General features: G+C 53.3%; 20 protein-coding genes. 3 read left to right on the top strand and 17 right to left on the bottom strand.

The genetic code is table 11. The features are described from left to right. Positions 1-68: 68 nt before the first annotated feature. Positions 69-1,346 carry a nitric oxide synthase oxygenase gene (locus MKX70_RS06905; RefSeq protein WP_042240772.1) on the bottom strand — a complete coding sequence of 426 codons (1,278 nt, stop codon included), beginning with the start codon at positions 1,344-1,346 and terminating at the stop codon, positions 69-71. Positions 1,347-1,519: 173 nt separating this feature from the next. Here MKX70_RS06905 and MKX70_RS06900 point away from each other — a divergent pair, with 173 nt between their 5' ends. Further along, on the top strand, positions 1,520-1,843 hold the full coding sequence (locus tag MKX70_RS06900) for a putative quinol monooxygenase (protein WP_039294950.1): 324 nt from the start codon (positions 1,520-1,522) through the stop codon (positions 1,841-1,843). Positions 1,844-1,984: 141 nt separating this feature from the next. Here the strand turns inward: MKX70_RS06900 and MKX70_RS06895 are convergent, their stop codons facing one another. From MKX70_RS06895 to MKX70_RS06865, 7 genes are all read right to left on the bottom strand, one after another. Further along, the gene (locus MKX70_RS06895; RefSeq protein ID WP_042240775.1) at positions 1,985-2,827 is read right to left on the bottom strand and encodes an EcsC family protein; all 843 of its coding nucleotides are present in this window, start codon (positions 2,825-2,827) and stop codon (positions 1,985-1,987) included. 315 nt (positions 2,828-3,142) lie between these two features. Beyond that, positions 3,143-3,424, bottom strand: a complete 282-nt coding sequence (locus tag MKX70_RS06890) for a hypothetical protein (RefSeq protein ID WP_042240778.1) — start codon at positions 3,422-3,424, stop codon at positions 3,143-3,145. A 78-nt stretch (positions 3,425-3,502) separates the two neighbouring features. Further along, on the bottom strand, positions 3,503-4,924 hold the full coding sequence (locus MKX70_RS06885) for a hypothetical protein (protein WP_042240779.1): 1,422 nt from the start codon (positions 4,922-4,924) through the stop codon (positions 3,503-3,505). 272 nt (positions 4,925-5,196) lie between these two features. Then, entirely contained in the window at positions 5,197-5,745 is a 549-nt protein-coding gene (locus MKX70_RS06880) for a hypothetical protein (RefSeq protein ID WP_340781657.1), read from the bottom strand. Between the two features lie 74 nt (positions 5,746-5,819). Beyond that, complete coding sequence (locus tag MKX70_RS06875) at positions 5,820-7,811, bottom strand: FAD-binding protein (RefSeq protein WP_042240784.1); 1,992 nt, start codon at positions 7,809-7,811, stop codon at positions 5,820-5,822. Between the two features lie 121 nt (positions 7,812-7,932). Then, entirely contained in the window at positions 7,933-8,775 is an 843-nt protein-coding gene (locus MKX70_RS06870; protein ID WP_340839745.1) for a MerR family transcriptional regulator, read from the bottom strand. 93 nt (positions 8,776-8,868) lie between these two features. Continuing rightward, a complete protein-coding gene (locus tag MKX70_RS06865) occupies positions 8,869-9,318 on the bottom strand; it encodes a YdeI/OmpD-associated family protein (protein WP_340839744.1) in 450 nt (149 codons plus the stop codon). A 140-nt stretch (positions 9,319-9,458) separates the two neighbouring features. Between MKX70_RS06865 and MKX70_RS06860 the strand changes: the two genes are divergently transcribed. Together MKX70_RS06860 and MKX70_RS33390 are read left to right on the top strand one after the other, a co-directional pair. Continuing rightward, on the top strand, positions 9,459-10,550 hold the full coding sequence (locus MKX70_RS06860; RefSeq protein WP_340839743.1) for a GIY-YIG nuclease family protein: 1,092 nt from the start codon (positions 9,459-9,461) through the stop codon (positions 10,548-10,550). A gap of 124 nt (positions 10,551-10,674) precedes the next feature. Then, positions 10,675-10,911 carry a GNAT family N-acetyltransferase gene (locus MKX70_RS33390; RefSeq protein ID WP_445323644.1) on the top strand — a complete coding sequence of 79 codons (237 nt, stop codon included), beginning with the start codon at positions 10,675-10,677 and terminating at the stop codon, positions 10,909-10,911. 195 nt (positions 10,912-11,106) lie between these two features. On the opposite strand, the gene MKX70_RS06855 is transcribed toward MKX70_RS33390, so the two are convergent. The 9 genes from MKX70_RS06855 to MKX70_RS06815 all read right to left on the bottom strand — a co-directional run bounded on the left by MKX70_RS06855 (position 11,107) and on the right by MKX70_RS06815 (position 20,400). Beyond that, positions 11,107-12,342 (bottom strand): alpha/beta hydrolase, encoded by a 1,236-nt coding sequence (locus tag MKX70_RS06855; protein WP_340781647.1) that lies wholly within the window; start codon positions 12,340-12,342, stop codon positions 11,107-11,109. A 145-nt stretch (positions 12,343-12,487) separates the two neighbouring features. Continuing rightward, positions 12,488-12,922: a DUF3021 family protein gene (locus MKX70_RS06850; protein ID WP_042240800.1), complete on the bottom strand. Its 435-nt coding sequence runs from the start codon at positions 12,920-12,922 to the stop codon at positions 12,488-12,490. A gap of 16 nt (positions 12,923-12,938) precedes the next feature. Further along, positions 12,939-13,253, bottom strand: a complete 315-nt coding sequence (locus MKX70_RS06845) for a LytTR family DNA-binding domain-containing protein (RefSeq protein ID WP_340839742.1) — start codon at positions 13,251-13,253, stop codon at positions 12,939-12,941. 299 nt (positions 13,254-13,552) lie between these two features. After that, the gene (locus tag MKX70_RS06840; protein WP_340839741.1) at positions 13,553-14,371 is read right to left on the bottom strand and encodes an ABC transporter ATP-binding protein; all 819 of its coding nucleotides are present in this window, start codon (positions 14,369-14,371) and stop codon (positions 13,553-13,555) included. Then, positions 14,371-15,402 carry a FecCD family ABC transporter permease gene (locus MKX70_RS06835; protein WP_042140444.1) on the bottom strand — a complete coding sequence of 344 codons (1,032 nt, stop codon included), beginning with the start codon at positions 15,400-15,402 and terminating at the stop codon, positions 14,371-14,373. Before MKX70_RS06835 ends, MKX70_RS06840 begins: the two co-directional genes overlap by 1 nt. Beyond that, positions 15,399-16,439: a FecCD family ABC transporter permease gene (locus MKX70_RS06830; RefSeq protein WP_042240817.1), complete on the bottom strand. Its 1,041-nt coding sequence runs from the start codon at positions 16,437-16,439 to the stop codon at positions 15,399-15,401. The genes MKX70_RS06835 and MKX70_RS06830 overlap by 4 nt, the downstream gene beginning before the upstream one ends. Next, entirely contained in the window at positions 16,432-17,526 is a 1,095-nt protein-coding gene (locus tag MKX70_RS06825) for an iron-siderophore ABC transporter substrate-binding protein (RefSeq protein ID WP_042240819.1), read from the bottom strand. The genes MKX70_RS06830 and MKX70_RS06825 overlap by 8 nt, the downstream gene beginning before the upstream one ends. Before the next feature lie 261 nt (positions 17,527-17,787). Next, positions 17,788-19,404, bottom strand: a complete 1,617-nt coding sequence (locus MKX70_RS06820) for a copper amine oxidase N-terminal domain-containing protein (RefSeq protein WP_340839740.1) — start codon at positions 19,402-19,404, stop codon at positions 17,788-17,790. Positions 19,405-19,545: 141 nt separating this feature from the next. Next, the gene (locus tag MKX70_RS06815; RefSeq protein ID WP_340781640.1) at positions 19,546-20,400 is read right to left on the bottom strand and encodes an SDR family oxidoreductase; all 855 of its coding nucleotides are present in this window, start codon (positions 20,398-20,400) and stop codon (positions 19,546-19,548) included. Between the last annotated feature and the right edge of the window lie 205 nt (positions 20,401-20,605).

Below are 20,605 nucleotides of genomic sequence, written 5' to 3'. Positions count from 1 at the left end.
CAGCCCCCATTTCAACCGCGTGCAGGGAGATTGCACGCGGCGCTAAGCCAATTGTTCCATATCATTATTTATTTTAACGGACCGGAGTTAGTGGGGTGATGGAAAGGACATGTCATCGCTTCGGCAGCACCCTGTTGCTCAGACTCTGCTGCCGGTTCATCCGTCTCCGCATGCAACGAGGCAGAGCCGCCAGCTTCACTGGATGGACCCGCTGCTGCATTTAACCTGTCCGCGTACGCCTTCTTCTGGTACATGAAGCGCGGACTTAGATGCAAATCTCTCAAGGTATTATCATTCCAGATCGGCGTGGACGAAGGCGACATCGGGGGGATCAGCCAGCCCCACTTGCCAGATACTTCGCGCCCCTGACGCTTCTCCTGTTCCTGGAAGCGGACGAACTGATCTGCCGCTGTATGATGATCTACAATACTGACCCCGGCCTGCTTGAAGGAATGCAGTACCGCGCGGTTCAGCTCCAGCAGCGCGCGGTCTTTCCACAGCGAGGTATTAGTCGAACGATCCAGGCCCAGCAGATCGGCCACTGCCGGCAGGCGGTTATAACGTTCTGTATCCCCCAGATTCCGGGAGCCGATCTCCGTTTCCATATACCAGCCGTTGAAGGGCGCCGCCGGGTAACGGATGCCGCCGATCTCCAGGCACATATCCGAGACTACCGGAACGGGATACCAGCGCAGGCCCAGCTCCGTGAACCGTTCGATCTCCGGATGACTGAGCGGAATCTCCTGCACAAGTCCCGGCGGGACAGGGAACCAGCGGGGTTCCTCCTCGCCGATGCTGATAACGAGCGGCAGAATATCGAAATCCCCGCCTGTACCCTGCCAGCCCAGCTTCAGGCAGACTGCAGTGAACTCATCCGAGGCCGGATCACCGGCACGCAGCTGCTCCCCGTCCCCGGGATAGCCGGCATAACGGATCAGCTGATGATTCCAGATCCGGATAGCTCTATCCGGCTGCTCTCCGCTGCGGAACACGGTAATGACCGGCCGGATCCTGCCGCCGTTATTCGCATGCTCCACATGCCGGAATAGCGCCTCGGCCACCTCCTCCATAGTCTCTGCCCCGCGCGCGTCAAGCACTGTAAGCGAATGCCAGAACAGCCTTCCGATACAGCGGCTGTTATGACGCCAGGCCATCCTCGCCCCGTGGGTTAGTTCTTCCTCCGTATGTATATAGGCGCCCGTAAGGATCACCTCTTCATGTATATCTGCAAGACGCCGCTCCCGCTCACTCTCGGACTTGTCCAGCTCCTGGTAACATGCAGTGATGAAGGATTCCGCCTGCCCGATTAACGCCCGGCTGCTGTGCTCTTGATCGTTATTGTTCATTTCGTTCACTCCCTGTTAGTCCGTTGGACATACGCACTCCTGTCCATTAGCTCAATCATAGTAATTGCAGGAGTAAGGATCAAGCTCACTCCACTCCTTGTTTCTGGTAAAATAATGTTGATCAACTCCGCCATTGGAGCGGATAACTACATCTACATGCTGGAGTGATGAGGTTGAGCAAATTTGGAATGTATGCAAAATTCACCGCTAAACCGGGTGAACGGGAGGCATTGGCCGCCATTCTGCTGGAAGCCGCAGCGGCGGCTGAGCCTGTTCAGGAATGCGAGCTGTATATTGTGAACCTCTCGGAATCAGAGGCGGATATCCTCTGGGTCACAGAAGTATGGAGCAGTGCGGAAGCGCATGCTGCTTCCCTTGCCCTGGAGGCCACCCGTGCCACGATCCAGCGGGCCATGCCGCTGATTGCCGGAGTCGAGCCGGTCAAGCTAATACCTGTAGGCGGAAAAGGGCTGGCGTTCGGTTCAACTGCCCCATAGGCGGCTGAATCCTTATAGCTTCCCTGAAATAGAGGCAAGGAATGCAGCCCTAGGGCAGTAATCCTTGCCTCTATTTCATCATGCCCGCCTTGCCGGCAGCCCCGCTGCCATTTATGCGCGGTTCGGCTTCAATCAGAGCCCTTATTTCAGCTCCAGCTCAGCCAGCCTGGCGATAATCCGTCTTTTGCGGTATAGCATACGGGCAGCCTCCGTCACATCCTCCAGCGTCTTCCGGTTGAGATACGCGCCAAAGAACATGCCCGCAACCGGAACCGTCTGGAGCAGCTTTTTCCAGCCCCAATTGTCACGGTATACCATAACAACCTCTTTCCAGCCCTGAATCTTCGAGACTGCCGCGTTCGTTCCGGCAATGATGTTGCCGTCCCCGCCGGCCTGCAAATTCAGCTCCCGCAGAATCGTCCGCTTGCCGACAATATCGGAGGATGCGAATTGCATCACCTTCACAGTGAATATCCGTTCCGCCTTATCTGTCGGATCGTAGCCATAGCATAGGCCAATCTCCTGGATGGCCTTCAATGAAAGGCCGAGCACAGCCGGAATATCGGCAGCAAGGGTGAAGATTCCGCCGAAGCCGGTAGTTGCCCCTTGGGCAGTTGCCGTATTCCGGCTCCTCTCTGAGAGCCGGAGCGCTGCCGCATCCATCACGGCCAGCGGATACGGCCCGTTCCCCGTACCCCCGGCTGCCACGCTTGCTTCCCCGATCAGCGTGCCTACCTTGCGCCCGGCAACCAGATAGTTGCCGCCATTCTGGATGTAGCTGCCCAGCTCATCCAGCAGCTTGCCTACCTTCTCATGAATAATCTTCGGTGTGATTTTATCAAGCAGCTTGAACGGCAGGCGGGTAATCCGGTCCCAGATCATCAGCTTATTCTGCTCTTTCTCCCACTTGGCAATCCGGGCAAGCTCGGCATGCAGTGTCTCCGGTGTCTCCAGCGGTACCCGTGAATCAGTAGCTTCTGACATATTTATGCCTCCCTTGAATGATGGTCTTGCCATGTTTGTTGCGTCTTAGTGGTATTACTACGTAGACTCTCTCTGATCCGGTTCATGTAAATTATAGATGTGCCTGATACCTTATAACCTTTTTCACTCCAAATGATTGCACAAGTTAGCATAAGCTGGCCCCTAAGTAGGTAAATAGCAAACAGGCATTCCCGGAGTCAATCCGGAAATGCCTGTTACACCAGTAACGCAGGTGCTTAATAGCCTGCCGAATTTAGGCCAGCTTCAGACTCGGTGCAGATCACGTTGGCTATTGCTCAGGCTTTAACTCTGGCTTTAGCCACGGGCCTTGCCGCCAGGTTCGTCCAGTGAAGCGAGTCTGCGTTTCTCTTCGGCCAGCCTATCTTCAGTCAAGTCTACACCGTGTCCGCCGACTGATCCTTCGGGAGCATGGCGAACGGCTTCCTCGGCATGCTCCAGGCTATTCTCTGCCTGGTCAATCATCTGCTCTGTCGGATGGCTTAACGCCTGAGTTACAGCGTTATGCAGCTTGGTCACAGAATCCTGCGCCTGATCCACCGTGCTGTTCGTCCGCAGACTGGATTCGTAATGCTTCATAAGTATACTTCCCCCTCAATCACGGTTTCTGTTCTTCTCTAGGATGGATTGGAGTGCGTATTCTTATGCAGACATTTCCTACACCAGAAACATGGCGGTGAGAGTCGTCGCCGCCAGCCCCAGCAGGACCGGCTTCAGATTGCGCCGGGCCAGCTCGAAGGGGCTGACGCCGCAGATTGCCGCGGCGGGAATGAGCGCCCACGGGATCAGGGTGCCGCCGCCGACCCAGATGGCGGCCACCTGCCCAAGGGCGGTCAGGGTCGCCGCGCCGGAATGGATCGCGGCGGCGAACAGCCCGGCAATCGAGCCGGCCAGCGAGATGCCGGAGAAGCCGGAGCCGTCGAGACCGGTGATCGCCCCGATCACCGTCAGCGTCACGGCTCCCACGGCACCATTCAGCGGCACGTGATCCGCCAGGGCAACGCCCAGGTCGTTCACGATGCCATGCGAGCCGTCCGGCAGCACCTGGCCGAACAGCCCGGTGAAGGCCGAGTCGCCAAGATAGAAGAAGGCGGCGATCGGGATGACCGGTCCGAACACCTTGAAGCCGAATATGAATCCTTCAATGAGATAAGCCGTGATTTTCTCCAGCCCCTGGCCCTGGCGGCGGTGGGCCAGCAGGGTAATGACAATCAGGATCAGCACGGCGGTTCCGCCGACCAGAGCTGTAGCATCACCGCCCTGCAGGTGCAGCATGAACATGGCTATCACATCCAGAAGGAAGAGCAGCGGGATGGCGATGGCCAGCGCTTTTCGAAGACCAGCGCTCATGAGTACCGTCCTGTCATCACCCGGTCCTGCTGCAGACAACGGCCCTGCTGTACCTTGGGCAGCGACCAGGCCGTCTCTCCACGTTCCGTTCTTCTGGTCTCTGCGCATCATCCAGAAGGCAGTGACAGTAGTTACAACACCCATCACGATAACCAGCGGAATACTTGCCTGCATGACGCTGGATACGGGAAGACCGGCAGCATCCGCAGTCAGCTTCGGCGCTCCCTGGATAATATAATCCCCGGAGAGGGCGATCCCGTGCCCGAACAGATTCATTGCCACCGCTGCACCAAGTGCAGGCAGGCCGACCCGGACAGCAACAGGCAGCAGTACCGCACCGACCAGGGCCACCGCAGGGGAAGGCCAGAAGAAGAAAGAGGTCACCATCATGATCAGCCCGATCCCCCAATAGGCCATCGCTGGTGTGCGCAGAAACCGGGTGAGCGGGGATACCATCGTCTCGTTGATGCCTGTAAGAATCAGAATCCGGCTCATCGCCACAATAATGGAGATGATCATAATGGTGCCGAGCAGCTCTCTGGTAGCATATACAAAGGAATTGAAGATTCCAGACACCGACCCACTGAGCGTAGCCGTTGCCAGCAGACCCAGCGCAAAAATCCCGGTCACACAGATCATTGTCGTATCACGCCGCCGGATCAGCAGCGCCAGAATGAACACAATAAACACTAAGTACACCCAATGAATCGCCGTAAGCTGGATACCCATTATTCTACGCGCCCCCTTTCCACTTCCTTATAGCAGGTTCAGTGCTATATGCTATGCAGGGGCATAGGCTGGTGTTCGTACAACCGGGCACATCTGCGCCATCCTTACAAGTGGAAACGGCTTTGCCGTCCTTTTAAAGGACGGTACCGTTTCAGCGAGAAATAGAAGGATAATTTATAGCGTAAAACATATAAATTCTTATATTTTAAAAAAAAGACCCCGGAATCCACGCAAACCGCGGACTCTGAGATCAATATATAGGTGTCTCCCTATTAAGACTGCCGGTTTGCCCTCCGCGCCCGGATGAAGGCGAGCTGCTGCAGCCGGTCCTGGGTGGAGCTTCCACTCCACAGGCCAGGTTGCCCGGCAGGGCCCCCGCTGCTCTTCCCTGCTTCATCCGGTGAAGGGGCAGAAAGGGACAGGGTACAAGTACCATCCCTGTAGATGATCAGGCTACGATCAGCAGAGAGGTGATCTTTGGCGACATACTCATCGATGTAGCTGTATATTTTTCTTAAGGTCACAGGATCTTTGCTCATCTGCTGAAGGATATTCGGGGCAATTACAATCTCCCGCACCTCATCCCGGGCTCCCTTGCCCGCACTTTCCGCACTATTGCTCCCGTCCTTGGACACCGCTGTGATCCGGACAGACAGGCCGTATTTCTTCCTGATTCTGCGTGCCTGATCTTCAATGGCTGCAGCAACAGCTGCCAGCGTCTCCGAAAAACTAAGCGCAGACGACTCTGCCGGAGCGTGGGCCTCCTGATGCGGTGAACGGGTCAGTGAAGCGGCTTGAATCCGGGATATGGGAATATACATCGAACATTCCTCTTCTCGATAAAAGTTCAGGACAACTCTTTATCGGTGAAAAGAGGGAGATTACTTAAACCGTTCTATTCTGTGCCCAGTGCCCCGGCCGCTGCATCCTCGCCGCCAAGCCGCCCGGAGGTGAAGGAATACCCAAGTCCGACGCCATTTCCTACATAAGTATCATTAAAGAGTACGCCTTCGGACTCCACGCCCACGGCATATAATCCCTTGATAGGCACACGCTTGTCATTCAGCACCTGGAACTTGGTATTTACAAGCAGGCCGCCCACCGAGCAGAGATTGTTGATCTCGGAAATAATTGCATAATACGGGCCGCTCTCACCCATGGGAAGCAGATATTCCTTCGCTTTGCCGAACTCGGTATCGATGCCGGTCTTCGCCGCTTCCTGATACAGCTTAAAGTCAGCAGCGAATACCGCAGCGTCCATACCCGCATTCTTCGCCAGTTCCTCCAGGGTACTGCCTTTGAAGCCGTCGCCGTTGGCAACCATGGACTCGAATACTTTATCCGCATCCTTCCAGGGCTGGTCCAGCGTGAATTTGTCTTTGTAAGGGGCATAGAATTCCGGCGGCATTCCCGGCAGTCCGGGTGCCTTCAAGCCATTCATCCCCTTGGTCTTGAGGGCATCAATCTGCGCCTGCGAGAGGATAACCAGATGATAAGCTCCGTTAAAAGCACTCGTGTTCGCCGCTGCTACTGCGGTAAGAGTTGCCGCTTCATCTCGGAATCTCGCTCCGGAAGGGCCGACATTCATCAGCGTTGGCAGGTAGGAGAGCATCAGCGGATAGCTGGCTTCGAACGGCTCATATTCCGCCTTCAGCTTGTCCGTTGCTCTGGCCAAGGTCTGGTGAAGCATTTGTCCCCCGAAGTTATCGGGAACCTTCGCCCCAATATCCCAGGACATTTGCAGCCCTTCGCCGATATTCTGTCCAAGTCCGCCATTCACGCCTTCGAAGCCGAAGGCTTCCTTGACCATCTCTTTATTGCCGGCATAACCGCCGGTAGCCATGACAATGCTTTTGCCGGTGATCTCAAGCACCGTTCCATCCGCCTTCTCGGCAACCACTCCGGTAACCTCTCCATTACTGCCTGTAATCAGCTTCCGGGCTGTTGTTTCGGTGATTACCTGTCCGCCGCCCTTTTCCACAGATGCTGCAAGCATCGCCTTCAGCAGATCCTGGCGGGTGTCATAGGCCGGTAACATATGCAGCTGTTCTCCGCCAAAGTTAAGGAAGGTAGTGGTGTAGCCCTTGCCTGTCAGCCAGTCATAGGTTTCACCCGACTGGGTCACGTATTGGCGGATTGCCGCTGCGTCTACTCTCCAGTGATTATTAACGATCCAGTCGCCAATCTCCTTCTCTACTTCCACTTTAAGTCCGCTGCTGACAGCGGCTGAAGAGTTGTAGAACTTACCTGCCCAGGACAGATTACTTGCTCCGCCAATCGTAGCTGTTTTCTCAATAAGAATGACCTTTGCACCTTTATCGGCTGCAGAGACTGCCGCAGATACGCCGGATGCGCCTGCACCCACAACAACGACATCCGCAGACAGCTGCTCCGTCTTGCCTTCTCCCGATTTCACTACAGCTCTCGATTTAAAAGCCTCCACGTTGCCGCCCGCCTGCTTCACCGCATCTTCAACAGCTGTCAGGATCGCCGTGCTCGACTCCGAAGCGCCGCTGACTGCATCTATGGCCAAGGTCTGGCCGGCAATAATCTCTTCCTTAATCTTATTGATAGCCTCCACACCAATGCCGGCCGTTTCGTTCTGGCTGACCACCTGGATATCCGTGATTACGGATTCGGCGTTGAGTGTGACTTCTACCTGAATCTTGCCGTCTTTGCCGTCAGCTTCCGCTTTATAGGTTCCCGCTTTAAAAGTTTCCGGTACCGCACTGGTATCCGCCGGCTGCGTAGCCTCCGGTGATGATGAAGGCTGCTCCGATGCTGCCGGTCCGGCTGAATTATTGCCGCTGCAGCCGCTGATGAGCGACAGAACCAGGATCAGACATACGCTTACTTTTAACAATGGCCGTACTGCTTGCTTATGCATTATTTCTCCCCCTGTGTGGTTAGTGCAGCCCCGCTTCTCTCTCTATAAGAACTGCTGACTACGCACAGAGTGTAAACCTTGGTACAGCACCAAGGTCAATGAATTATATGTGAAATATTTCTCAATGTATGCAGGCGGGCGGTTCCGTTTCTGCTTGTTTTGCCGGAATATTGATCTCCAGATAGGTTTTGTTGCCGCTGTTCGTGCGCTCTGTAAACAGGATTTTACCGCTGATATCCCCGCTGACCGTATATCTCTGCGCCTTCGCATAATCCAGCATGAATCCGAAGGACTCCCGTTCGAGGTATTCCTCATAGGTGCTGGCAATCACTGCAGAGATGCAGGTTGCCGGCTCCAGATACTCCACACTGTCATTCAGGCAGACCTCAAGCTTCTGCTGATCCTCTTCCAGCAGGGCAAGCCCCCAGCTGTAATCCAGCTCTTCGGTTCCATAGATGCATTCTGTATTCTCAATACGGAAGGAATAGAAGGTGAACGGCAGCAGCTCCATCCAGGCCTGGACGGTTCTTTTGAGACCCTCCTTCTGCAGCAAATGGTTCTTGTTCGTCTGCTGAATCCGGTACATACCCGGCACTTGCTTGATTCTGCAGGTATAAAAGGATTCACTGATCCCCCCAAGCTCGGCATGGATCTCCTGAATCTTATTCAGCAGCAGTGTGTTGCGGCGTATCTCTTCCTCCAGCTGCATTCCGGCAGCCGCTATCGACTCCACCACTTGCTCGGAAGGTGCGTCATTAATCAGTCCGGCCACATCCTGAAGCGGAATCTGCATACTCCGGTACCATCTGCTCGACAGTAAATTGCGCGCGTCCAGATCATTGAAATACCGGTAATTGTTATGCTGATCCTTCATCGGCCGGACAATATCATGTTTCTCATATAAGCGCAGTGTATCTGCCGTCACCCCTAGAATTGACGCGAATTCACCGATAGAATACTTCATCAGCAGCCCCCCAGCTTACTTGATCCCATTCTTTCATCAGTTCAATGATAGAGGGTTTAGCCGGGAGACTTTGTGGATTATGTCACACGGTTGCTACTGCGTCTTGCCTTCGCTTAGGCTCGCCATCGTCTTTTTGAGCCGCCGCTGCCGCGTTTCTGCCGTCTTGGCATCCTCAATCGAGAGGACAAACCGCCGTTTATTCGTGTAGGAGAGCCCATCCCAAAACTGCTTCGCTCCGGCATGCTGCTCCAGCTCCGCAGCCAGATCAGCCGGCACTTCCACTTCACGCGGCTGGGTATCCAGCGCAAGCTCTACTTCGATCTCATCTCCGGCACTGACACCGGCGCCCTTGCGGTGCTCCGCGCTGAGCGGAATCATGAACTGTCCGCCCATCGTCGCCACCGTGCTGGAGTAGCTATACTCCCCGATCGTTACCTTCACCGCCGGCTTCTTGCTTGTCCCGAGCTCTGCCACTGCCCCGTCAGGAACCGGTATACCCGTTGCCGTCTTGCCGCCCAGTATAACGGTTGTCCGGAATTTCATATTTATTACCTCCTGGATAGGCGCTTAGCCATTTTTATACCCATTGTAGTGCAGGGAATGGAGCTTTTCCAGTCGCCGGTAACAGCGGCATGGTTTATACTTAAAGGTACTGAAGAATGTGACGAACGGAGGCGGCCGCCATGCCCGCGAATCTAACAGAAAAGGTAGCAGACCTCCCTTTATCGCCTGGCGTGTATCTGATGAAGGACAGTCTGGGACATATCATCTATGTCGGCAAAGCGAAGCAGCTGAAGAAGCGGGTCCAGTCCTATTTCTACAATAACAAAGGACACTCGCCCAAGGTGAAGCAGCTCGTCAAGCATATCCGCGATCTCGAATACAGGCTGACCGATACGGAATTCGAAGCCTTCATGCTGGAATGCCAGCTGATCAAAGAGATCAAGCCAATGTACAACCGCAAAATGAAAAATCCGCTCGCCTACAGCTATATTTCCATCGTGGACACTGCGCCGTACCGGCAGATCGAAGTCGGCTATGAGCCCAGCACACAGGCAAATAGTCTCTCCTATGGTCCTTACACCAGCCGCAGCACCGTGGAGCGGGCTGTACAGGGCATTAAGGAATCGCAGAGAATCCTCTGCAGCAGCCCCCATTCCCGGACTACCCGCTGTCTCAACCATTCGCTGGGCTTATGCATCGGCATGTGCGGGGGTGGTGAGGCTCTGAACCGGTATGAGGAGATTATTGGGCAGATCATTTCACTGCTGAACGGGAGCGGCAATTCAATCATAAGCGGACTGGAAGCCCGGATGGAGGAGGCGGCGTTGCGGTTTGACTTCGAAGCAGCTGCCAAGTACCGGGATTACCTCGGGGCGGTCCACTCGCTGCTGCACAAGGAGGAAGTGATCGGCTTCACCGGGGAGAACAAGAATATTGTCGTGCTGGAGCCGGTGGACGAGCAGTCCCACAAGCTGATTCTTATCAAGGGCAGCGTGATTCTCTACCGTACCCGGCTGGAGACTGAAGCGCTGGACAGCGGACAGCTTACTAAGATGATTACCTCTGCTGCATTGGAGCATTTCCGCAGCAGCAGCCTGATTGCAGCTACAGAAGAAATGAGCCGCCATAAGATCGATGAGGCCCAGATCATCTACAGCTATCTGAAGAGCAGCTCCGGCAATTATCTTCTGGTCCCGCAGGAATGGCTGGAGGATAAGGATGCCGCCTTGCTGGTGGAAGGGATTAACGGGCTGATCGGGAGCGCATTATAACCAGCGCGGATACCGGCTCTCCAGGTGATACAGGAATAGACCGTTAACCTACTCGCGGTAACAATAAATCTCTGCGACAATAACCCGGGACCTCTGTACCAAATACAACTATCATTAAGCGGACTTGTTAACAACGGATGGCTGCGGATATATTGAAACGGTATATGTGGTACCCGAAGCCCGCGAAACCGGCAGTTCCAAAATGATTATGAATTACATCTTCAATTACTTCTCATCAAACGGTTTAAATACTGCCCGGCTTGAGGTCTGGGAACTGAATACCCGCGCGGCCGGCCTATATAGATCCTTAGGATTCATCAATGTGGAGAAGCAAACGATGTTTCCGGGGATAACCCTGTAGCGCTTAGTTCCTGCCAGTGTACCCGTAAACATAATTTCGGAGGCTAAAGGATATGGACATTTATTATATACTCAAGGAACCATGGGTAATTGTTGAAGGGCAAACTGCACTATACGTTTGAGGAATTCATCATATATGCTGAAGAAAATCTCCTATTTGCTGAGAGTTTTGAGTAAGCTGTTCTAAATGCACTTATCAGTACACCGCCTGCGGTTCAAACTGTCCAGTCCCTTTTAACGTATAGTCAAAAAACTGCAGAATCAGCGCATTCATCGTCTCAATGCAGTAATACTTATCGATATCGGCTCGCCCGCCCTGCAGCATATTCGCAAGGATCGGCGAGAACAGCGGAAGATCGGTTAGGCTTAAGTGCTTGGCGCCTTGAAAATGAACGGTATACGCATCCTTGAAGTTTGGATTATCGACTTCGTTTGCCGCGTAAGCCGAGTTTTTCCCGAGCTGTCTCCACACATCGTCCGTATAAATGTTCAGCAGCGGTACGTGATACGGTTCATCTTTTGCCGCCAGATCATTAATCTCAGGGTTATACACAAGCTCATTGAAGAACGGGGCATCCAGATTCACGACAGCATCCACATCGCCGCGCTCCCGGCCGAGTGCCACGCTTGCCGCGCCGCCCATGGAATGGCCAAATACGCCAATTTGTTCAGTATTGATCAGCTTATATACAGGATCCTGATCACTTACTGCCTTCTCCAGGATCGTATCGATCACCAAATTCATATCCCCGGTCCGCAGCTTCATCCATTTTTGCGTAAGTCCGTACAGCTCTTCCATCGTGTAGATGCCTTCTTTGTTGGAATCGTTAACCTCCCGCAGATAATCTGCATTAACCATAGTGATCTTCCCGTCCACGCTCTGTGTATAAAAGGAATGATAAGGATGATCGATAGAAGCTACTACATAGCCGTGACTGGCCAGCTCCGTAAACGTTGAAGTGTTGCTTTCCCTGATTCCGTATGCCCCATGAGAAAAGACCACCAGCGGATAGGTACCCCCGGCATTGCCCGGATACCAGAATTCCACATTCACCAACCGGTTCTCCCCGGTATCCGTAAATTCTTCAATCCGATTAGGGTCCGTATACGTGTAAACAGCCGTTGTGACCTCATATTCCCCTGTCACTTCAGGTGCCCGGTACTGCGGGAATAGAATGGGCGGTATAAGTGCGATCAGCAGTGCCACAGCGGTTATAATGATTTTCCACACCCTGGATGAACGTTTGGGCGTACGGGACTTCGCCTTACTTCGGATAAGATCAATTGAACCCTTTAGCGCAAACATGAACAGCAGTGCTGCCAGCGGTACCCAGCTGAAGCTCCAATCGATAACAGGGGACAGTGTCAGAATAACGAATACGATAAACAGGGTGATTCTAATCCAGCTTTTGAGCATGTCGCGGCTGTGCATAGGGGGGGGGATTCTCCTCTTCCAGTTAAGTTATGACCTCATCATAAAAAACTGCGAAAAGGGTGTATATAGATTTACGGTAAGCTGTAGCTACAGGGCAATAAGATGCAGAATAACCCCATAAAGCGGGGCACTGGCTTCAGGACTACTCGTGAATTTCTTGTTTAACAGCCTTAAGTCTCTCGTTAATTTGCTCTGCTTCCTTCTTATCCTTCCCATAGGACAGCACCCGGACTACGGCATATACCACGGCAATTTGGAGGGCAAGAAGGAGTGCGCCGGGCACACCAGTCACAACTCCGATCAGGCTGGCAAGGGCAATCAACAGAATCTCCAGGGTGAGAAAATGAACAACGATTCTAACACGCATGGCCCGCTCACTTATCTCATGTGGAGTGTACCAAATGATTCCCGTTAAGGCCCCAAGCAGGGAGAAGCCCATAATCGTATAGACCGATATCAGGTCAAATGCGAGCTCCGGGATAAAAATCTGCCGCAGCACTGTAATGATAATCATGATGGAGGCGAAGATGATCAGAAAATCGCGGATGATGTCTTTGACAAATTCAGATAACTTCATACTGTGATCCCTCCCCCTATAATCCAAGTCTGTGTTTGAGTGCCGGCACATACTGTCTTGATATCACTACACGTTCCCCGTTATCAAGCAAAGCAGTGAACCGGCCGCTGAGGGACGGATGCACACTGGCAATCTTGGCGATGTTTAGAATCGTGGATTTGGAGGCGCGGAAGCAGTTTTTGTCTCTGCACAGCTCCTCCAGTTCATACAGCTTCTGCTTCACTTCATGGACCTGGTTCTCGCTGTAGACAAATACTTTGCCGTCCACGGCTTCAAAATAATAGACATCACTGAGCTTGATGCGGCTGAGATGGTCCTCCTGATACCCCATTATGATGAGGGTCTCTGTCTTGAGCTTATTTACGATTTCAGAGATCTCTTCATCGACTTCATGGCACCGGATGCGGATCTCCTCTTCTTGCTCCCTGCTGATTTGCTCGATGGAAATTTTGATAGGATCACCTACAATAGTTCAGATTCAATTTCCGCTGCCTGTTTCATTCTCATGATAAGGGAACGGTCTGACAGCTACAAGGGGAAGGATACACAACAAGCTGTCCTCCGGTTTGACCGGTCGGACAGCTTGGTATGAAACGGGGACCTTGCAGGGATGTGATGCCTGCCAGTCCCTTACTTTAGAGCATTCGCCTGCTTATCATGATACCGTCCTCTGGGTACGACCAGCGGAGAGCCTGAGACAGGGTCTGCGATTACCGTGCAATCCAGCCCGAAGATCTCTTTGACCCGCATGCTTGTAATCACCTCTGCAGGCGTACCGGCAGCGACAAGCTTACCTGTGTGAAGGGCGAAAATATGGTCGGCATACCGCGCGGACAGGTTGATATCATGCAGCACCATTACAATCGTCGTTCCGTGCTTGCGGTTCAGATCGGTGAGCAGATCGAGAATCTCGACCTGATAGGTAATATCCAGAAAGGTCGTCGGCTCATCGAGAAACAGGATATCCGTCTGCTGGGCCAACGCCATGGCGATCCAGACACGCTGCTGCTGGCCGCCCGAGAGCTCATCGATATTATGATTGGCGAATTCGGTGATATTCATAATCTCCATCGCTTCGGCAACGGCCTCATAATCCTTCCTGGACCATCCGCCAAGCAGGGACTGATGCGGAAATCTGCCCCGTCCCACCAAATCGGCGACAGAGATTCCTTCCGGAACAATGGGGGATTGCGGCAGCAGTCCGATGACCCGGGCCAGCGGTTTGGCCGGCATTTTGGAGATCGGCTTGCCGTCGAGGGTAACCTTACCCGACGTTGGCTTGATAAGTCTGGCCATTGTTTTGAGCAGCGTGGACTTGCCGCAGCCGTTCGAGCCGATAATCACACTGATTTTATGGTCAGGGATCACCAGGTCTACGCCGTGGATAACCGTTCTATTCTCATAGCCCGCTACGAGCTGCTCGGCCCCGAAATGATGTGCCTTGTTCATTATAACTCTCCCTTTCGATTCATCCGGATTAACAGGAAGATCAGATATGGCGCTCCGAGTAATCCGGTAATGATGCCTACAGGGAATCTGTACTCAAAAGCAAATTGTCCGATCAGATCGGACGCCAGCACCAAATTAACTCCGACAAGACCCGCCGGAAGGATATTCGAGGAGCCTGTTCCAACCAGTCTCTTCGCGATCGGCCCCGACAGGAAGGAGACAAAGGCAATTGGTCCTGTAGTAGCCGTAGCAATCGCAACCATACAGACAGAACTGACAATCAGCGCAATTCTTGTCTTATCTGTGCTTACGCCGAGCGAGGTGGCCGATTGTTCTCCAAGCTCCAGTATACTCAGATGCTTGCCCAGCAGGATGATGATTGGCGTACAGATGATTACGATGATCACCAGCGGCGGAAGCTCGCGCATTTGTGAGCCGTTGAGACTGCCGGTCAGCCATCTGATGGCTGAGGGAACGTCTTTCTCCGAGCTGATCAGCAGCAGATAGGAGATTACAGCATCCAGCATAGCCTGCAAGCCGATCCCGATCAGGATTAACCGCCCGATGGAGAAGGTCTTCCCTCTGGATAGTACATAAATCAGCAGCACCGTGGCCAGACCGGCAATTACCGAAGCAAGGGAGATAACCGCTCCGCTTGCGTGAAGTATGACGATGCAATACACCGCCGCCGCGCTTGAGCCTGACGTAATGCCAATCACATTCGGGTTCGCAAGCGGGTTACGCAGCATCGTCTGGAAGGTGTATCCCGCTATGCCAAAGGCAAATCCGGCGAACAGTCCCGCCAGCATCCGCGGCAGCCGGATGATATTCACCGCAAAAGAGACTCCCTTGAGCTCCTCTCCGGAGAGCGCCCGGATGACATCTGTCACCGGATAGATCGTGTTCCCGAGCAGAAGCATCGCGCAGCACAGAATAAGTGCAAGGACTGCGAGGAGGCTGGTCACCAGTATGCCCCGGCGGTGTCTGCGGCGTCTTCCTGCAATAATATATTCAATCGCCTGATTTGTCATAATGACCGCACTTTCGATTTCATCGCTAATAGAATTAGGATCGGTGCCCCCACAAACGCTGTAACTACACCGACTTCAAGCTCCCCGGGGCTTCCAATAAGCCTGCCGCCTACATCCGATATCGTCAGAATAATGGCTCCGGTAACCGCTGACATAGGGATAACGAAACGCAGGTCTGATCCAAGGATAAGACGTATGACGTGAGTTGATAACAAGCCGATGAAGCCGATCGGCCCGGCCAGGGCCGTAACGGCACCGCATAACAGAACACCTGCAAGCGCCGCAATGAGCCGCAGTGTGCCTGTCCGCACACCCAGACCCGTCGCCACATCATCGCCCAGTGCCAGCGCATTCAGGGCCGGAGCCGTAATGAACGCGATCAGCATACCGGCGAGCAGGAACGGGATAAATGTCGTAATGCTGCTCCAGGTTCCCGAGCCGACACTCCCCACCTGCCAGAACCGGAACTGGTCCATAACATAAGAACGCGGAATCATGATGGCTGTGACCAGAGAAGATAAGGCAGCGCTTATGGCAGCACCCGCCAGAACGAGCTTAATGGGCGTGGCTCCGCCACGTCCCATTGAGCCGATTCCGAATACGAATACAGCAGTAATCGCAGCTCCGGCCAGAGCTAACCATATATACTGGTTCGCGGAGCTTATGTTCAAGAACGCAATGCCGCAAACCACGAACAAGGATGCCCCCGTATTCACTCCCAGTATGCTCGGGTCGGCAATCGGGTTGCGGGTAACCGCCTGCATCAGCGCTCCCGATACTCCGAGTGCCCCGCCGCACATTAAACTGAATACCGTCCGGGAAATCCGCTTGCGGACTACGTTTGCCCCATAGCTGTCCACCTCCGGATGAAATAAACCATCGATCAGTTCATTCCACCCCACGTGACGCGCTCCCAGTACAAGGGAGGCTATCACGCACAAGACAAGCAATACCAGGCAACTCATCAGGACCAGGGTAAAGTTCTTCGGGATATGCAATTTTAGCTGTTTATCGTCCGAAAGCGGTGAACTATTCATTTATTTTATCGATAGCTCCTCCAATTAAGGCAAGGTATTCATCAATCGTGTACGCAATGGACAGCGGGTTAGGCGTACCGGCTGCTACCAGCGGTGTATCACTGTCGATGAAGGCAACTGAACCTCTTTCGATCGCAGGGATTTTGCCCAGCAGCGAATCTGCCTGAAGTGTCTTGAGCAATTCGTCATTCCCATATCCGACGATAAGATCAGCATCGTACAGGGCTTCCACATTCTCTGCGCTTAAGCTCAACGAGTAGCTGGTAGGGTCCGTAATCTGGGAGGTAATGCTTTCCGGATACACCATTCCCAGCTCATACAGGAACGAGACACGGGAATCCACAGGCGTATAAATATGCAGTTTGGACAGATCCTCAGCAGAGAAGTTTACCCAAACCACTTTTTTACCGTTAATCTGCGGATATTTGCCCGCCTTTTCGTTAACCAGGGCTTCGGTGTCCTTGATCAGCTGCTCCCCTTCTGCCTTCATGCCCATCCCTTCTGCATTGAACAGGACCTGCTCGCGCCAAGTGGTTGCCCAAGGAGCCGTCGGATAAGCGACTACCGGAGCGATCTGGCTAAGCGTATCATAGTCTTCCTGCGTAATTCCGGAGTATGCGGCCAGAATGACATCCGGGTCTGCATCCGAGATGGCCTCGAAGTCAAGACCGTCGGTATCCTGGAACACATTCGGATCGGTTACATTAAGCTCCTTCAGCTTATCTGCTGTCCAGGGCAACAGTCCGCTGTCATCCTGAACGCCGAAGTTCGCTGCCGAGAAGCCTACAGGTACAACGCCAAGCGCGAGCGCCACATCATGGTTCGCCCATTGAATGGTGACTACGCGTTCAGGCTTGCTCTCAAGTACAGCTTCGCCAAGCGCATGCTTGATCGTAATCGGATACTGCGTAGCATCCTGGGAGGCTGGTGCTTCTGTAGCAGCCGCTTCAGCAGATGCCGCAGCAGTTGCAGCCGGAGATGGTGAAGCTGTTGAATTAGACTCCTGATTTGAGCAACCAACCAGCGCTATAGTAAGTGCAAATGGAATGAATAATGCTTTCAAAGAGAACTTTCTTGTTGTGCTCATGCGTGGACCCTTCCTTATCTTATACTGTATTTTTTTGTTCTGCTGCTGCTGACTAAACGGCGGAGTGACCCCTCATCCCCAAAAAACAATGTGCAACTTTATGCGATAATGAGAATCATTATCGATAAATATATAGTTGCCTGGACAGGTTGTCAATGTAAAAAATGGATTTCGCACGAAAAAAAACCGCAAGCGGGCACTGTTCAAGTGCTCCGTTTGCGGGAAATCTACGGTTAGGCTGAAGGGTTTTATGGCCTCACCTTACATGCTTTTAGTTAGCGTGATGGATTTATCTCCACCCCATTGTACATCCCAGCCCAGCAGCTCCGTAATAAAGCGGAGCGGAACGACCGTTCTGTTGTCGGCGTTCACAAATACTTTGGCGCCAACAGCTTGTCTCATCCCGTTAACCTCCATGAAGTCCTTGTTCATCCAGAATACCAGTGTGTCGCTGCCTGCCTTAATCGTGACCTGCTGCGCCCCTTTATCCCATTTCACTTCAGCCCCGATACCCTCGCTCAGGTAACGAAGCGGAATGTAGGTCATGCCGCTCCAGATGAAGGGCTCTGTATCCATTTGCGTTACGGTGCCATTAATGTTCAGGACGCCGCTGCCTACCTTCATCCAGACCTTTGTCATTGCTACAGGATCAGTTGGTGCTGCGGGCACTGCTGCTTCCTGGAACTTGCCGTTATACTGCGTTACAATCGCATTGCCCAGCGCTTGTCCGACACTGAACATGGTCTTATAGCCCTCGCGGTTCGTCTGGTAAGAAGCGGTGTAGTCGCCCGCTGCATACTGCGTAAGCACCTGCTGTACCTGATTCTCATGGGTTGTCAGCGCGGCTTGGCCTGCAGCCTTAGGCAGGTTGCCTGCGGTTGCCGAATCAAGGAACGCGGCGAATTCAGTTGTGAATCCGGCGATACGCGCCTCTACTGCCGCTTGGGCTGCTGCATCCTTATTTTTGACTGCCGATACAAAATCAGCTTGCGCATTGACATGGTTCGTTACCCAGATTTGCTCGAATGCCGCTGCACCCTCTGCCCCATAGATGGAGGCAATCGCTGCTTTGAAGTCAGCCGTGTTCATGGCTTCTGCCCGGATCAGCGCGTCTGAAGCAGCTCTTCCCTCGTATTGCTCCTGCATTTGCAGAACCGACAGGGCGAAATGCTCGCCAGCCAATTGATTGAGCGCGGATCTCAGATCAGCTGCTTTGGTATCGGCCTTGGTGCTTTCGAATTTGGCAGGCATCTGGGCGACAATTGCGCCCGACAATGCCTTACTGATGCCGAACATTTCTGCATAGCCTTCACGGTAGGCCTCATAGGCGCCTTGGTAATCGCCCGCTGCATAATCTTTGAATACTTCCTGTACATGATCCTCGTGACTGCGGATGACCTGCTTCGCTGTATCTGCCGGCAGCTTGCCTTCTGTTGCTGTACCGAGGAAATTTCCGAATTCATTGACGAAGCCGCTCACTTTATCTTCCGCTGTTTTCATTGCGGCTGCATCCTTGTTCTTGGTTGCCTTCACTAAATCATCTGTGTACTGATTATGGGCGCGGAAGATTCTCTCGAATTCAGCTGCGCCTGCATCGCCGTACAGCGAAGCAATAGCCGGCTGCATATCAAGTGCGTTCTGATCAAGCGCTTTGTAGGCAGCAGCCGCATCCGTTGTCCCGTCATAGGCTTTGGTCATGGCCGTTACTGCCAGCGTGAAATGTTCAGAGAGCAAATAATCAAGTCCTGCTCTAAGTTCAGCCGCCGGTGTGTTCACCGAGGCCTTCATGGCCCCTGTTGTCGGTTCTGCTGCACCTGCAAGTGCTGGCATCATTAAGGTTAAGCTTAACATGGGTACGACTAATTTTTTCATCTTCATCTCGCTTCACTCCTTAGGTTAGTGTTATGAGTGTTACGGGGGCAGTTCAGGTATGGATCACTATTGGATCACAAAAAATCCCCGCTCGCTGTAATCAGCAAGTGGGGATGCTTTTGAAAGTAAGGCGTCCCGGATAGGAAATCAAGCCAGCAGCGCGCGTACACCTTCACTAAGCGGGGTAAGCGGACGGTTCAGCAGCTTCTCCAGATCGCTGCTCTCAATGCCCAGCGCACCGTCGCGGATGGCGCCCTGAATGGCAACTACGATCGGCAGCGCGAATTCGGGCACGCCTGCACCGGCCATGATCTTCGCGTAGGTTGCGTCGTCAACCTGCTGCACGTTCACCTCTTGTCCCAGCACTTCACCGACTATGGCAGCAAGCTCTGCCTGGGTCGCGGGTGCGCCGGACAATTCATACACAACATTCTCACGGCCTTCACCGGCCAGTATGGCGGCCGCGGCCTGGGCATAATCACTGCGTGTGGCCCAGCCAACCTTGCCGCCTTCAGCGGAAGTCACCCAAGGTGCGCCGGCCTTAGCAGCCTGAATGGAGCCTGCCTCATTCTCCAGATACCAGTTGTTGCGCAGGAAGGCATACGGAATGCCGGATTCACGGATGAATTCTTCCGTGGCACGGTGTACCGGCGCAAGGAACAGGGAGCTGTTATCGGCATCAGCTACGCTGGTGTAGACGATGAAGCCTACCCCTGCGCGGACAGCGGCATCCACAGCCGCCTTGTGCTGGCGGGTCCGGGTATCATTATCGCCATCTGCAGAGACGATCAGCAGGCGGTCGACTCCGGCAAACGCTGCATCCAGCGTCTCCGGCTGATCGAAATCACCATGGCGGACATCAACGCCTTGTGCCTGCAACTGCTCAGCCTTCTCCGGGTTTCTGACACTGGCTACAATATTCTCAGCCGGTACAGTCTTCAGTAATGTCTCTGCTACGATGGAACCAAATTGACCCGTTGCTCCTGTTAATGCGATTTTCATTTCAATTCCTCCATTATGGGTATCTTTTATTTGAATAGCAGTTGTTATTTCCCGTAAACATAGGTGATTTGCTCTCCTGTAACTATTGTAGTTACACGTTGGCGAAATGTCAAATGGATTGTTTCATCAGCTGATGACAGGTATGGAATGCGCATAACGCTGAATGGTTAGCCTTCCCTTATCATGCTATTCTTAATAGACAAAT

The sequence above is a fragment of the Paenibacillus sp. FSL R7-0312 genome, from assembly GCF_038004445.1.
Classification (GTDB): Bacteria; Bacillota; Bacilli; order Paenibacillales; family Paenibacillaceae; genus Paenibacillus_AQ.
This window is presented reverse-complemented; position numbering and strand designations above follow the sequence as displayed.

What these genes read in the sequence shown, in the direction of transcription:
- MKX70_RS06905 (WP_042240772.1), bottom strand. Translation starts at nt 1,346, where the DNA reads ATGAACAATAACGATCAAGAGCACAGCAGCCGGGCGTTAATCGGGCAG.
- MKX70_RS06895 (WP_042240775.1), bottom strand. Translation starts at nt 2,827, where the DNA reads ATGTCAGAAGCTACTGATTCACGGGTACCGCTGGAGACACCGGAGACA.
- MKX70_RS06890 (WP_042240778.1), bottom strand. Translation starts at nt 3,424, where the DNA reads ATGAAGCATTACGAATCCAGTCTGCGGACGAACAGCACGGTGGATCAG.
- MKX70_RS06885 (WP_042240779.1), bottom strand. Translation starts at nt 4,924, where the DNA reads ATGGGTATCCAGCTTACGGCGATTCATTGGGTGTACTTAGTGTTTATT.
- MKX70_RS06880 (WP_340781657.1), bottom strand. Translation starts at nt 5,745, where the DNA reads ATGTATATTCCCATATCCCGGATTCAAGCCGCTTCACTGACCCGTTCA.
- MKX70_RS06875 (WP_042240784.1), bottom strand. Translation starts at nt 7,811, where the DNA reads ATGCATAAGCAAGCAGTACGGCCATTGTTAAAAGTAAGCGTATGTCTG.
- MKX70_RS06870 (WP_340839745.1), bottom strand. Translation starts at nt 8,775, where the DNA reads ATGAAGTATTCTATCGGTGAATTCGCGTCAATTCTAGGGGTGACGGCA.
- MKX70_RS06865 (WP_340839744.1), bottom strand. Translation starts at nt 9,318, where the DNA reads ATGAAATTCCGGACAACCGTTATACTGGGCGGCAAGACGGCAACGGGT.
- MKX70_RS06860 (WP_340839743.1), top strand. Translation starts at nt 9,459, where the DNA reads ATGCCCGCGAATCTAACAGAAAAGGTAGCAGACCTCCCTTTATCGCCT.
- MKX70_RS06855 (WP_340781647.1), bottom strand. Translation starts at nt 12,342, where the DNA reads ATGCACAGCCGCGACATGCTCAAAAGCTGGATTAGAATCACCCTGTTT.
- MKX70_RS06850 (WP_042240800.1), bottom strand. Translation starts at nt 12,922, where the DNA reads ATGAAGTTATCTGAATTTGTCAAAGACATCATCCGCGATTTTCTGATC.
- MKX70_RS06845 (WP_340839742.1), bottom strand. Translation starts at nt 13,253, where the DNA reads ATGGGGTATCAGGAGGACCATCTCAGCCGCATCAAGCTCAGTGATGTC.
- MKX70_RS06840 (WP_340839741.1), bottom strand. Translation starts at nt 14,371, where the DNA reads ATGAACAAGGCACATCATTTCGGGGCCGAGCAGCTCGTAGCGGGCTAT.
- MKX70_RS06835 (WP_042140444.1), bottom strand. Translation starts at nt 15,402, where the DNA reads ATGACAAATCAGGCGATTGAATATATTATTGCAGGAAGACGCCGCAGA.
- MKX70_RS06830 (WP_042240817.1), bottom strand. Translation starts at nt 16,439, where the DNA reads ATGAATAGTTCACCGCTTTCGGACGATAAACAGCTAAAATTGCATATC.
- MKX70_RS06825 (WP_042240819.1), bottom strand. Translation starts at nt 17,526, where the DNA reads ATGAGCACAACAAGAAAGTTCTCTTTGAAAGCATTATTCATTCCATTT.
- MKX70_RS06820 (WP_340839740.1), bottom strand. Translation starts at nt 19,404, where the DNA reads ATGAAGATGAAAAAATTAGTCGTACCCATGTTAAGCTTAACCTTAATG.
- MKX70_RS06815 (WP_340781640.1), bottom strand. Translation starts at nt 20,400, where the DNA reads ATGAAAATCGCATTAACAGGAGCAACGGGTCAATTTGGTTCCATCGTA.